The sequence below is a fragment of the Brevundimonas diminuta genome, assembly GCF_039673845.1.
Taxonomy (GTDB): domain Bacteria; phylum Pseudomonadota; class Alphaproteobacteria; order Caulobacterales; family Caulobacteraceae; genus Brevundimonas; species Brevundimonas diminuta_E.
Genome location: NZ_JBDJMK010000001.1, coordinates 85,733 through 98,149, shown reverse-complemented (window position 1 = coordinate 98,149; position 12,417 = coordinate 85,733). Strand labels below are relative to the sequence as shown.

The window sequence follows — 12,417 nt, the reverse complement described above, 5'->3', positions numbered from 1 at the left end:
GCAACGCCTTAAATGGCCTCGCGGCGGGCCTGTTCCAGATAAATCTCGCGCAGGCGGGTCGCCACCGGGCCGGGCTTGCCGTCGCCGATGCGGGTTCCGTCCAGCGAGGTGATCGGCATGACGAAGGAGCTGGCCGCCGTGACGAACACTTCACGCGCGCGCTTGGCCTCTTCGACGCTGAAGGCGCGTTCTTCCAGTTCGATGCCCTCGGCCTCGACCAGTTTCAGGATCGCCGCGCGGGTGATGCCGCGCAGGATGTTGGCCTGGGTGTCGCGGGTCCGCAGCTTGCCGTTCTCATCGATGATCCAGGCGTTGGTCGAGGAGCCCTCGGTCACCATGCCCATTTCGTCGAACAGAATGGCCTCATAGGCGCCGCGTTCACGCGCCGTCTGCTTGGCCAGCGCATTGGGCAACAGGCCGACCGTCTTGATGTCGCAACGGCCCCAGCGCATGTCGGGGTGGGTGACGCCCGCCGCGCCCTTGGCGGCCAGAGCCTCGCCCTTCTTCAGGTCGATCGACTTGGCGGTTATGATGACGCTGGGCGCCACATCCGCGGGGAAGGCGTGGTCGCGCGGCGCTGTGCCGCGCGTGACCTGAATATAGACGATGCCGTTGCGCACGCGGTTGCGGCGGATGGTTTCGCGCAGGACGATGCCCAGCGACTCGGCCGACATCGGAATGTCGATCCGCAGTTCGGTCAGGCTGCGCGCCAGACGGCTGAGGTGGCCCTGATAATCGGCCAGTTTGCCGTCGAAGACCGACCAGACCTCATAGACGCCGTCGGCGAACTGGAACCCGCGGTCCTCGATGTGGACCACGGCCTGACCGTGCGGTTGGTAGATGCCGTTTACATAGGCGACCCTGGACATCAGGCGCCCTCTCCTTCTTCTTCTCCGCCGCGTGCGGGCGATACGCCCAGCGACTTGAGTTTGCGATGCAGCGCAGACCGTTCCATGCCGATGAAAGCGGCCGTGCGCGAGATATTTCCACCGAACCGCATGATTTGTGCGGACAGATACTCCCGCTCGAACACCTCGCGGGCCTCGCGCAGCGGCAGGGCGATGATGCGGTCGGCGCCGATGGAGACCGGGCTGGACGAAGACGCCACTTCCTGCGGCAGCATGTCGGCGGTGATCGGCTCATCCGCCGCGCCCGTCGCCAGGATCAGCAGGCGTTCGATATTGTTGCGCAACTGGCGGACATTGCCCGGCCACGGGTGGACCTGAAGCACGGCCAGGGCGTCGTCGGCGATGCGCCGGTGCGGCAGGCCCTGCGACGACGACAGGCTGTCGACGAAATATTCGACCAGTTCAGCAATGTCCTCGCGCCGTTCGGACAGGGGCGGCACGCGGATCGGCACGACGTTCAGGCGGTGGAACAGGTCCTCGCGGAAACGGCCCTCGGCGATCTCGGTGCGCAGGTCGCGCGCGGTCGAGGTGACGACCCGCACATCGACCTGAACGTCCTGTTCGCCGCCGACGCGACGGAAGCTCTGCTCGACCAGCACGCGCAGGATCCTGCTCTGGCTCTCGCGCGGCATGTCGGCGACATCGTCCAGAAACAGGGTGCCGTTATGCGCCCGCTCAAAGACGCCGATCTTGCGCGGACGGCCATCGACGCCCTCTTCGCCGAACAGCTCGACGTCCAGACGTTCAGGCGTCATGCCAGCGGCCGAGATGGCGACGAACTCGGCCTTGGCGCGGGGGCTGGCCTCGTGGATCTGACGCGCGACAAGCTCCTTGCCCGAACCGGGAGGACCCGAGATCAGCACGCGGCTGTTGGCCGGCGCCACCTTGGCGATGGTGGTGCGCAACAGCTGAGCCGCCACCGACTTGCCGATCAGACCGCTGGGCGTCAGCGTCTGGGCGCGCAGGCGCCGGTTCTCGCGCTTCAGCGCCGCCGCCTCCAGCGCACGGTCGACGACGACGACCAGCCGGTCGGACTTGAACGGCTTTTCGATGAAGTCATAGGCGCCGCGTTTCAGCGCGCTGACCGCCGTTTCGATATTGCCGTGGCCCGAGATCATGACGACCGGCAGGTCTTCATCCAGCCCGCGCACCACGTCCAGCAGTTCCAGCCCGTCCAGACCGCCGCCCTGCATCCAGATGTCCAGCACGGCCAGCGATGGCTTGCGCGCGCGGATGGCGGCCAGGGCCTCGTCCGAATTGGCGGCGGTGCGGACCGAGTGGCCCTCGTCCTCCAGCAGGCCCGAGACCAGTTCGCGGATGTCCGCCTCGTCGTCGACGACCAGAATATCAGCACCGGTATTACGCATGACGCCTCGCTTAATTCGCCTCGCCCGAGGCGCCGGAAGCGCGTTGGGCGGACTTATGGTTCTGGGTCAGTGGGAAGATCAGGCACACGCGGGCGCCTGACAATATCTCTGCGTCGGCCAAACGCAGTTCGCCGCCATGGTCTTCGCAGATGCGCTTGACGATGGCGAGGCCAAGGCCCGTGCCCTTCTCGCGGGTGGTGACATAGGGTTCGGTCAGACGGTCGCGATCCTTGGCCGGCAGGCCGACGCCGTCGTCTTCGATGATGAAGATCGCGCGCCCGTCCTCGATTTCAAGCCGGGCGATGATGCCGGGTGCGCCTTCTTCAGCCGGGTCGCGCGCCCGCCGGGCGGCGACGGATTCGCCCGCGTTCTTCAGAATATTGGCCAGCGCCTGCCCGACCATGCGGCCGTCGCACTCAAGCTTCACGTCCGGCAGCGGCTCGATCAGGTCGATCACGATGTCGGGCATGGCCACCCGCCGGGCAAAGACCGACTCGCGCAGCATTTCCGCCGGGTTCTCGACCGAGAAACGCGGCGCGGGCATGCGGGCGAACGACGAGAACTCGTCCACCATCCGGCCGATGTCGCCCACCTGTCGGATGATCGTCTCGGTGCAGCGGTCGAAGATTTCCACGTCCTCGCCGACCTGATCGCGATAGCGGCGGCGCAGGCGCTCGGCCGACAGCTGGATCGGCGTCAGCGGGTTCTTGATCTCATGGGCGATACGGCGCGCCACGTCGCGCCACGCCGCATTGCGCTGGGCCGTGACCAGACGGGTGATGTCGTCGAAGGTCAGCACCATTTCGCCGCCCTGCCCGCCTTCGATGCGGACGCGCAGACGCATGGCCTCGCCGTCACGGCTGACGTCGATGTCTTCTTCGATATGGGCCTCGCCGCGCTCGGACAGTTCGCCCAGTTCCGGCGCCACCTCGGCCAGACGCAGGCCCTGCACCTGTTCCGGATCAAGCCCCAGCAGTTGGCTGGCGCTGTCGTTGATGGCCGAGATCCGCCGCATCCGGTCCAGACCGATCACCCCGGCGCTGACGCCCGACAGCACGGTTTCGATGAACAGACTGCGGCCCTGCGCCTCGTCCGAGGCGGTCTTCAGCGCGGCCTGCTGGCTCTTGATGTCCTCGGTCATCCGGTTGAAGGCCTCGGACAGGACGATGATCTCGGACGGAGCGCCGGTGTTGTCGACATGCGCATCCAGATCGCCGCCCGCCACCTGATCCGCCGCACGGACCAGCCGCCCGATCGGGGCCGAGATCGAACTGGCCGCAGACATGGCCAGCCAGACCGCCCCGACCAGAACCAGCAGCGCCGTCTCCAGATAGCTGAGCGCAAAGGCCGCCTGAATACGCGCCCGGCTTTCCTCGGCGACGCGATAGGCGGTGATGGATTCCTCGCCGTTGCGCATCCGCTGGATCAGACCCGGCGCCAGCGGCCGCACCACATAAAGATAGGCGTCCCCGTAATCCGGCAGCGGATACAGCGCCCGCACCACGTCGGGATTTTCCGTCACTGTCGTCGGGGCCACATCGCCTGCAGCCCCTGTCTCAAAGGCTTCGCGCGGAGGGGCGACATAGGGCGGCGCGCCCGGCTGTTCGCCGCTGGCCAGAACTCGCCCCTGCCCGTCCAGAATATAGACCGCCGGATAGCCGAAGAAGTCGCCGATCTGCGTCAGCGCGCGTGAGAACTGGATGCGATGGTCGAACAGATCGCGCACGCCGCCCAGTTCGGTCGTCATCGTCTCCAGATCGACTTCCAGTCGGACGCCGACATCGGCGACATAGGCGCGGCCGATCTCGGCGCCGTTTTCGACGGCCGAGCGGACATTGGTGCTGAACCACTGATCCACGCCGCGGTTGACCAGCACCCCGAACACCAGGGCGATCAGCACCGCCGGAACGACCGAGACAAGCGAGAACAGGGTCACGAATCGCAGGTGCAGCCGCGCGCCCGGGTCGTTCCGGTTCCGCGTCAGCTTCAGCACCCGCCCGCCGATCACCGCCGCCAGCCCCGCGATCAGGACGAAATTGGCCAGCAGGATGAACAGGACGACCTGACTGGTCGCCGTCCGGGCGTCCCCGCCCGCCGTGGCGCCCGGCGCAATGGCCACCAGCCAGATCGCCGCCGCCGTAATCAGGAAGGCGACGGCGTATGCGGTTCCGAACAGCGCCCGCGTCCGGCCATCAGCCAGGCGCCCCCAGAACGAGCGCTCTGGAGTCTGTGGCTCAACCGTGGAAACGGGCGTGTCCGACATCAGGCCACAGCTTCGAACACCTGTGTCCCGTTTTCAACAACGAAGTTGCTCAAATGTGTCACGCCGAGCCAGAGCTCGGTCAGGGCGGCCTCGACCTCCTGCGGAGTTTCGAGACGACACAGACGCGCCTTGGCCGCGCGACGCTCGGTCGGGTCCGCAGGCCAGGGCGCCTGTTCGATGTACCAGCCCAGATGTTTGCGGAACATCTTCAGCCCCAGAGGCAGGCCATAGAAGTCTGCAGAGGCGCGCAGATGCTCGATGACGATGGCCAGACGCTCCTGGCGATCCGGCTCCTCAAGCTGGGTTCCGTCAATCAGGGCGCGCTCCAGATGCGCCGCCAGCCAAGGCCGCCCATAGACGCCGCGTCCCAGCATCAGGGCGTCCGCGCCCGAGCGGTCCAGCGCCTCGCGCGCCTGTTCAGCCGTGATGATATCGCCGTTGACGATGACGGGAATGGCGACGGCCTGTTTGACCTCGGCCACGGCGTCCCAGTCAGCGACGCCGGTATAGAATTGTTTACGCGTGCGGCCGTGCACGGTGACGGCGGCGACGCCCAGAGCCTCGGCACGACGCGCCAGATCGGCGGCGTTATGGCTGTTCTCGTCCCAGCCCAACCGCATCTTGACGCTGACCGGGCGGCTGACGGCGCCTACGACCGCCTCCATGATCCGCGCGGCCTGATCCGGCGTCCGCATCAACGCCGAACCGCAGGCGGCGCCGGTGACTTCCTTGGCCGGACAGCCGAAATTCAGGTCGATGAGGTCAGCGCCTGCCGCCTCGGCCATGCACGCGCCCTCGGCCATGGCAGCCGGATCGCCGCCGACCAGCTGGATCACCGTCAGGGGCAGACCGCCGCCCACGGCAGCGCGCCGCACCACGTCGGGCCGGGCGCGCGCCAGTTCAGCCGCCGCCACCATTTCCGTCGCCACATAGGCGGCGCCCAGCCTTGAGGCCAGCACACGGAACGGCAGGTCCGTGATCCCGGTCATGGGCGCCATCAGCACCCGCCCCGCGATCTTCACATCGCCAATCTGCAACCCGCTCGTCATGGCGCTCCTTAGCGCCGAAGAAGGCCCCTCTCGTCAAGCGGAACCGGGACGCCTAGAAGACCGCCATGGGATTCTCAGCGATCGTGGTGGCCGCCGGTTCAGGCTCCAGAGCGGGCGGCGGCAAACAGTGGCGCATCGTCGCCGGCAAGCCGGTCGTGCGCTGGCCGGTCGCGGCCATGCTGGACGCAGGCGCGCGCGAAGTCGTCGTGGTCGTCGCCGCAGACGCCGTATCAGAGGTTCAATCCGCCCTTGCAGGCCTGACCGGCTGGCGGGCCGTCACGGGCGGCGACACGCGGGCTGCATCGGTGTGCGCGGGCCTGTCGGCCCTGACCGGCGCTGATGACGAACCTGTGTTGATCCACGACGCCGCTCGTCCCTTTTTGAGCCCTGAGGTGATCGCGGCCCTGCTGGCCGGTCTGGATGACGCCGAGGGCGCCCTGCCCGCCCTGCCCGTCGCCGACAGCCTGCGCCGGGGCGATCAGGGCATGGTCGTCGGCGCCGTCGATCGCGAAAATCTGTGGCGCGCCCAGACCCCGCAGGCCTTCCGCCTCAAGACCATCCGCGACGCCTATGCCGTCTGGCCCGCCGATGAAGCCGCCACCGACGAGGCCGCCGTGGTCGAACGCGCGGGCGGACGTGTCCGACTGATCCCGGGCGATCCGCGCCTGATGAAACTGACCTATCCAGAGGATTTCGCCATGGCCGAGGCCCTGTCCCCCACCCGCACCGTCACCCGCATCGGTCAGGGCTATGACGTCCACCGCTGGGGCCCGGGCGCGTCCGTCTGGCTGTGCGGGGTCGAGATTCCGCATGACCAGACGCTGATCGGCCATTCCGACGCCGATGCAGGCCTGCACGCCCTGACCGACGCCATCCTGGGCGCCATCGCTGACGGCGACATCGGCGACCACTTCCCGCCCAGCGATCCCAAGTGGAAGGGCGCTTCGTCCGACCGCTTTCTGGTCTACGCCGCCGAGCGGGTGGCCCTGCGCGGCGGGCGGATCATCAATGTCGACGTGACCCTGATCTGCGAGCAGCCGAAGGTGAAGCCGCATCGCCTGGCTATGCGCGAGCGACTGGCGAACCTGCTGAAGCTGCCGCTGGACGCTGTCAGCGTGAAGGCCACGACCAGCGAGGAAATGGGCTTCGTCGGCCGTAATGAAGGTCTGGCGGCGCAGGCTGTGGCCTCCATCGAAATGCCCGCCTGAACGTCAAGCCGCCCGGATCGGCAGGCCGTGCAGTTCGACGCGCAGCCCGCCCAGCGCCGACGACGCAAAGCGAACCGTCCCGCCATGCGCCTTCATCGTCGACAGGACGATGGACAGGCCCAGACCGCTGCCGCCGACAGGGGCATCGGCGGTGCGGAAGAAACGGCGGCCCAGACGCTGCAAATCAGCCGCTGACACGCCGGGACCGTCGTCCTCGATCACCAGAAACGGAGCGGCGCCCTCGCCTTCGACAGAGACGCGGATGCGGCTGCGCGCCATGACTTTGGCGTTGGCCAGAAGATTGGCGGCTACAGTCTCAAACCGATCCGGCTGAACATGAATCTGGAACGGCTCATCCGGCGTTCCCAGGCGCGCGTCCGCGTCGAACAGGGCGCGCAGATCGGTCCAGCGACGACTGTCCGGGGCAATCGCCGCCTCATCCTCGCGCGCCAGAACCAACAGGCCCGTCACCAGACGCGCGGTGCGGTCGACCGAGGTTTGAATCTGCTCCAGCGCGTGTCTGCGCACGGCGTCGTCGGTCGCACTGGCCGCGATCTGGGCCTGAACGCGCAGACCCGCCAGCGGCGTCCGCAGTTCATGGGCGGCGGCGGCGGTGAACTCCGTCTCGCGGCGGCGCGCCTCGCTGACGCGGGCGATCAGATCGTTAAGCGCTGATACAAAAGGCTGCAGGTCCTTGCCGCCCGGCGCCACGTCGACAGGCGTCAGATCATCGGCGCGACGACTGGCGAGTGCGCGGGTCATCTGCTCGATCGGCCGCAGTCCCGCCCCCACCGACCACCAGATCAGCACGCCCAGCGCCAGAAAGCCCAGCACCGCAGGCCCCAACAGGCCGGTGACGACGCTGCTGACCAGATGTTCGCGAATGGCCAGACTGTCGCCGACCATGACGCGATAACCGCCTTCCGGCACATGGACCGTATAGACGCGCCAACGCTCGCCCCGGATCATCTCTTCCGAAAAGCCGTCGCCGCCATCCGCCAGCATTTCCGCAGGCGCGCTTTGAGACCGGGCGATAAGTTCGCCTTGCATTGTCCAGATCTGACAAGACAATTGCCGATCATAGGCCGTTGCAGCCTGCGTCGCTTCCGCATTGATGACCGGCGAAACGCGGCCCGGCTGCATCATGGATGAGACCATGCGCGCCGATTCCATCAGGCGCCGGTCCAGCACGCGCTGAACCTCATTGCGTGTCTGGACCTCGACCCAGACGACCGCCCCGCCCCAGACCAGGGCGGTCACCAGCGCCAGAATGGCGAACAGCCGCGTCCGCATGGACATCATTGGAGCGTGTATCCCAGACCGCGCACGGTGCGGATGAAGTCGGCGCCCAGCTTGGCGCGCAGGTGATGAATGTGGACCTCGACCGCGTTGGAGCCGATGTCCTCCTGCCAGCCATAGAGGCGTTCCTCCAACTGGCTGCGGGACAGAACCTGCGACGGGCGCTCCATCAGGGCTTCAAGGATGGCGAACTCGCGCCGCGACAGGTGCAGATCGCCTTCGCCTCGCCACGCCAGCCGCGACTTGGGGTCCAGCGTCACCCCTTCATGCGACAGCGCCGGTTGCGAACGTCCCAGCAGGCGGCGTCGAACCGCCCGCAGGCGCGCCGCCAGCTCATCCAGATCAAACGGCTTGCCCACATAGTCGTCGGCCCCCGCATCCAGCCCGGTGATGCGATCACGGCTGTCGTCGCGCGCCGACAGGATCACCACGCCGACATCCATGTCGCGCTGGCGCACAAAGCGGAGAATCTCCAACCCGTCGCCGTCCGGCAGACCCAGATCCAGCACAACCGCGTCAAAGCCTGAGCTTTCCAGCGCCGCCAGCGCATCCTCAACCCGCGACACAGGCTCGACCGTCCAGCCGCAGGCGCCAAGGCCGACGCGCAGGCCGTCGGCCAGAACCGGATCATCTTCAACGGCGAGCAATCTCATTGGCTATTGATGCGAACTCCGGCTTAAGCCTGACTTAAGCTCTTTCTCCGACCCCGGCAGGCATGAAGATCAAACCCTGGCGTCTTATCGCGGCCCTGGCCGTGCTCATGCTGTCCATTCCAGCAGCCGGTCTGGCCTCAGATCAGGCCTTCGGCTCTGGTTTCGGCCAACAGCCTGTCCTGTCTCCGCAGGAAGCGTTCAAGCTGCAGGTGTCGCGCTCGGCTGATGGCGACATGGTCTTCGTCTGGAAGATCGCGCCGGGGCACTATCTCTACAGGGACCATACCGCCGCCACGGGACCGGACGGCAAGACGGAAATGCCGCTGCGCCTTCAGGCTGGAGAAAAGAAGGACGACCCCGGCTTCGGCATGGTCGACATCTGGCGCGATGCTGGGCGAGCGGTCCTGTCAGCTGGCGCGTTGAAGCGCGCGGGCGAACCGGCCTCGGTCAACATCACCTATCAGGGGTGTATGGAGAACTCGATCTGCTATCCGCCGACCACGCGGACAGTGGATGTGCCCGCCATGCCGACGCCGCGTGTCGTCGCGCGCGAACCGGAGCCTGCCGCTGCTGAAGCGGCGACAGCGCTTGCGCTCAAGGAGGCGCCTGCCGCCGCGCCACAGGCTGAAGATCCGGCTGACACTACGCCAGAACCCATCGCGCCAGAACCGGCGACGGCGGCCGAGGCGCCTGTGGTTCAGCTTCAACAGGATCAGGGCTTCGTCGATCAACTGGCCAGTCAGGGCGGATCGATATGGGTGCTGCTGGCCTTCTTCGGATTCGGCGTGCTGCTGGCGTTCACGCCCTGCGTCTTTCCCATGTATCCAATCCTAGCCGGGGTGATCGGGCGCGGCGTCGACGGACAGGGCACCCGGCGCGGTCTGATGTTGTCGGTCGCCTATGTGCTGGGTCTGTCCGTCGCCTTCGGCCTGTTGGGCGTGGTCGCCGCATGGTCGGGCCAGAACCTGCAGATGGCGCTTCAGTCGCCATGGGCGGTCGGCGCTGTCGCAGCCATCTTCCTGATTCTTGCCGCATCGATGTTCGGCGGGTTCGAGCTGCAGCTGCCCTCGGCGTGGACCAGTCGCCTGTCGCGCGATTCAGGAGCGGGGCGCCGGTCGCTGGCCTCGGCGTCCGGGCTGGGCTTCGTCTCGGCGCTGATCGTTGGGCCGTGTGTCACGGCGCCGCTGGCGGGCGCGCTTATCTATATCGCCCAGACAGGGGATGTCGTTCTGGGCGCCGCCGCCCTGTTCTTCCTTGGGCTGGGCAAGGGCGTTCCGCTGATCGTCTTCGGCGCGGCGGGCGCGCGCTTCCTGCCCAAGGCTGGGGCGTGGATGAACCGCGTCAAGGTCATCTTCGGCTTTGTCTTCCTCGGCATGGCCTGGTGGCTGGCGGCGCGCATCATGCCGCCCGCCGCCACGCTGGCGCTGGGGGCGGCCCTGTGTTTCGCCGTGGCGGCCGCGCTGGGCCTGTTCCGGCCTGCGGCGTCAGGGGCGCTGAATAATCTGGCGCGCGCTGCGGGGCTGGCGTCGGCGATCTGGGGCGCCCTGTTGCTGATCGGACTGAGCCTGAACGCCGTCAGTCCGTGGCGTCCGCTGGAGCCGCTGGCGCGCCCTGCGGCAGCGGTGGCCGCCGCATCCCATACAGCGACGCCAGCCGCTGTCGTCACGGACAAGGCGGCGCTGGACGCGGCCATCGCACAGGCCGCCGCCCGGTCGCGGCCCGCCTTCATCTATTTCACCGCCGAGTGGTGCGTCAGTTGCCGCGTGATCGAGCGCGAAGTCTTCGCCAACGCCGATGTCCTGAACCAGCTTGGCGGCGTTGACCTGATCGAGGTGGACGTCACCCGCACCACGCCGCAGACGCGCGAACTGCTGGAGCAATACGGCGTCGTCGGACCGCCGACCATGATCTTCCTGTCGAAGACCTCAAAGGAAGCGCCGGAAACCCGCCTGGTCGGCGAAGTTCCCGCCCGCGCCGTCCTGGCCTCGCTGGAACGGGCGGAGGCCGCGCAATGAACAGCCTGTCGCTGGGGCCTGTGATCCTGTCCGGCGAACGGTTCGCCATCATCGCGGGCGTCGTGGTCTTCATGATCATATCCAGCGTTCTGGTCAGCCGGATCAGCGGACGCTTCAATCTGTGGAGCACGGTCGTCACGCTCGGCGGAATCGCCATCGCGCGCCTAGCGCATGTTGTTACCCATTGGGAGTATTTCAGCGGCGACCCGATGCGCGCGGTCGCCGTGTGGCAGGGCGGTTTCGCATGGCTGTGGGTCCTGCCCTTCATCGCCGTGGCGACCTTCTTTCTGCTGAAGACGCCGAAGGAGCGCGGCTGGGCCATTGCGCCAGTGGCGGCGGCTGCACTTGTCTGGGTCACGGTGCATCAGCTGGCCTCAGCGACCGAGCCGTTGCCGCCCGCTGAACTCACGCTGGCCCGGATGGACGCAGAACCGGTCGATCTGGCGGCGCCCGCCAATCAGCCGACCGTCATCAACATCTGGGCGACATGGTGCCCGCCGTGCCGTCGCGAGATGCCCGCCCTGGCTCAGGCCGAACAGGCGCATCCCGACGTTCGGTTCCTGTTGGTCAATCAGGGCGAGAGCGAGGAAACCGTCCGCACCTGGCTGGACCGCGAGGGGCTGGCGATGAAGCACGTCCTGTTCGACACCGGAATGCAGTTGCCCCACCACTATCGAACGGCGGGCATTCCGGTGACGCTGTTCCTTCATTCGGACGGACGCCTGGCCAAGGCGCACATGGGCGAGATCGCGCCCGAACAGATTTCGTCCGAAATCGCCCGCTTGAATTAACCGCCTGATCCGGCCTTAAGCGTGACTTAAGCCAGCCTTCCGACCAAGGCTCATCCAACGGCGCCCGGCGTCGCCCTCCTCCCCGCCTCACCGTTCGACGCTGCGTCGGACGCAGCAGGAAAGTCTGTATCGATGAAGAACCCCGCCCTCGCCCTGTCGCTCGCCATCGCCACGACGCTGGCGGCCTGCGGTCCGGCCGACGCCGGCAACGCCCCGACTGCTGCGGCGGCCGCTGGCGTCTCGAGCGCGCAGGATCTGCCGATGGTGGTGGAGGTCGGTTTCAGGGATCTGCTGCGTGATCCGGCCACGCCGTTCATCGGCGCCGAGGAGGCCGATGTGACCATCATCGGCTTTATGGATTACAACTGCCCCTACTGCAAAATGATGATCCCTGAGCTGGAGGGCCTGATGAAGGCCGATCCCAAGGTGCGCATCCTCTACAAGGAATGGCCCATCTTCGGCGCCGTGTCCGAGGACATCGCCCGCATGGCCATGGCCGCCAACTATCAGGGCAAGTATCACAAGCTGCACAAGGCCTTCATGGCCTCCGAAGGCCGCATTCCGGACGTGCTGGAAGCCCGCCGCATCGCCCAGGGCGCCGGCCTCGACATGGCCCGTCTGGATCGCGACATGTCGACCCATCGCGAAGCCATCGACGCCGTCATCCAGCGCAACACGCGCGAGGCCTCGGCGCTGGCGCTGAACGGCACGCCCGCCTTCATCATCAACGGCAACCTGATCCCCGGCGGCATGCCGCAGGCCCAGCTGGAAGCCATCATCGCCCGCATTCGTGCAGGCCAGCCGGTGCGCTGATCCGGCAGGCTTCACTTTACGCTCGCCTCTGAACGGCAGGCTGGCATAGTC

Annotated in this window: 10 protein-coding genes; 4 read left to right on the top strand and 6 right to left on the bottom strand. The window is 67.1% G+C overall.

Translation table 11 applies throughout. The annotated features are described in order from the left end of the window. Positions 1–8 precede the first annotated feature (8 nt). The 4 genes from ABE454_RS00440 to dusB are packed head-to-tail and all read right to left on the bottom strand — an operon-like array spanning position 9 to position 5,587. On the bottom strand, positions 9–869 hold the full coding sequence (locus ABE454_RS00440) for a D-amino-acid transaminase (RefSeq protein WP_346527918.1): 861 nt from the start codon (positions 867–869) through the stop codon (positions 9–11). Further along, positions 869–2,275 carry a sigma-54-dependent transcriptional regulator gene (locus ABE454_RS00435; protein ID WP_346527915.1) on the bottom strand — a complete coding sequence of 469 codons (1,407 nt, stop codon included), beginning with the start codon at positions 2,273–2,275 and terminating at the stop codon, positions 869–871. Before ABE454_RS00435 ends, ABE454_RS00440 begins: the two co-directional genes overlap by 1 nt. A gap of 10 nt (positions 2,276–2,285) precedes the next feature. Further along, complete coding sequence (locus ABE454_RS00430; RefSeq protein ID WP_346527913.1) at positions 2,286–4,538, bottom strand: sensor histidine kinase NtrY-like; 2,253 nt, start codon at positions 4,536–4,538, stop codon at positions 2,286–2,288. Continuing rightward, positions 4,538–5,587: a tRNA dihydrouridine synthase DusB gene (gene dusB / locus ABE454_RS00425; RefSeq protein WP_346527911.1), complete on the bottom strand. Its 1,050-nt coding sequence runs from the start codon at positions 5,585–5,587 to the stop codon at positions 4,538–4,540. The genes ABE454_RS00430 and dusB overlap by 1 nt, the downstream gene beginning before the upstream one ends. Positions 5,588–5,652: 65 nt before the next feature. Between dusB and ABE454_RS00420 the strand changes: the two genes are divergently transcribed. Then, the gene (locus tag ABE454_RS00420; RefSeq protein WP_346527908.1) at positions 5,653–6,795 is read left to right on the top strand and encodes a bifunctional 2-C-methyl-D-erythritol 4-phosphate cytidylyltransferase/2-C-methyl-D-erythritol 2,4-cyclodiphosphate synthase; all 1,143 of its coding nucleotides are present in this window, start codon (positions 5,653–5,655) and stop codon (positions 6,793–6,795) included. Positions 6,796–6,798: 3 nt separating this feature from the next. Here ABE454_RS00420 and ABE454_RS00415 read toward each other — a convergent pair whose 3' ends face one another. Both ABE454_RS00415 and ABE454_RS00410 read right to left on the bottom strand, forming a co-directional pair. Continuing rightward, the gene (locus ABE454_RS00415; protein WP_346527907.1) at positions 6,799–8,088 is read right to left on the bottom strand and encodes an ATP-binding protein; all 1,290 of its coding nucleotides are present in this window, start codon (positions 8,086–8,088) and stop codon (positions 6,799–6,801) included. A 5-nt stretch (positions 8,089–8,093) separates the two neighbouring features. After that, entirely contained in the window at positions 8,094–8,747 is a 654-nt protein-coding gene (locus ABE454_RS00410; protein WP_346527904.1) for a response regulator transcription factor, read from the bottom strand. A 62-nt stretch (positions 8,748–8,809) separates the two neighbouring features. Here ABE454_RS00410 and dsbD point away from each other — a divergent pair, with 62 nt between their 5' ends. The 3 genes from dsbD to ABE454_RS00395 all read left to right on the top strand — a co-directional run bounded on the left by dsbD (position 8,810) and on the right by ABE454_RS00395 (position 12,366). After that, a complete protein-coding gene (gene dsbD, locus ABE454_RS00405; RefSeq protein WP_346527902.1) occupies positions 8,810–10,762 on the top strand; it encodes a protein-disulfide reductase DsbD in 1,953 nt (650 codons plus the stop codon). Beyond that, positions 10,759–11,553 carry a TlpA disulfide reductase family protein gene (locus tag ABE454_RS00400; protein WP_346527899.1) on the top strand — a complete coding sequence of 265 codons (795 nt, stop codon included), beginning with the start codon at positions 10,759–10,761 and terminating at the stop codon, positions 11,551–11,553. Before dsbD ends, ABE454_RS00400 begins: the two co-directional genes overlap by 4 nt. 132 nt (positions 11,554–11,685) lie before the next feature. After that, on the top strand, positions 11,686–12,366 hold the full coding sequence (locus ABE454_RS00395) for a DsbA family protein (RefSeq protein WP_346527898.1): 681 nt from the start codon (positions 11,686–11,688) through the stop codon (positions 12,364–12,366). The last annotated feature ends 51 nt before the right edge of the window (positions 12,367–12,417 follow it).

Coding starts and splice junctions, on each gene's coding strand:
- dusB (WP_346527911.1), bottom strand. CDS start 5,587: ATGACGAGCGGGTTGCAGATTGGCGATGTGAAGATCGCGGGGCGGGTG.
- ABE454_RS00400 (WP_346527899.1), top strand. CDS start 10,759: ATGAACAGCCTGTCGCTGGGGCCTGTGATCCTGTCCGGCGAACGGTTC.
- ABE454_RS00430 (WP_346527913.1), bottom strand. CDS start 4,538: ATGTCGGACACGCCCGTTTCCACGGTTGAGCCACAGACTCCAGAGCGC.
- ABE454_RS00435 (WP_346527915.1), bottom strand. CDS start 2,275: ATGCGTAATACCGGTGCTGATATTCTGGTCGTCGACGACGAGGCGGAC.
- dsbD (WP_346527902.1), top strand. CDS start 8,810: ATGAAGATCAAACCCTGGCGTCTTATCGCGGCCCTGGCCGTGCTCATG.
- ABE454_RS00420 (WP_346527908.1), top strand. CDS start 5,653: ATGGGATTCTCAGCGATCGTGGTGGCCGCCGGTTCAGGCTCCAGAGCG.
- ABE454_RS00415 (WP_346527907.1), bottom strand. CDS start 8,088: ATGCGGACGCGGCTGTTCGCCATTCTGGCGCTGGTGACCGCCCTGGTC.
- ABE454_RS00440 (WP_346527918.1), bottom strand. CDS start 869: ATGTCCAGGGTCGCCTATGTAAACGGCATCTACCAACCGCACGGTCAG.
- ABE454_RS00395 (WP_346527898.1), top strand. CDS start 11,686: ATGAAGAACCCCGCCCTCGCCCTGTCGCTCGCCATCGCCACGACGCTG.
- ABE454_RS00410 (WP_346527904.1), bottom strand. CDS start 8,747: ATGAGATTGCTCGCCGTTGAAGATGATCCGGTTCTGGCCGACGGCCTG.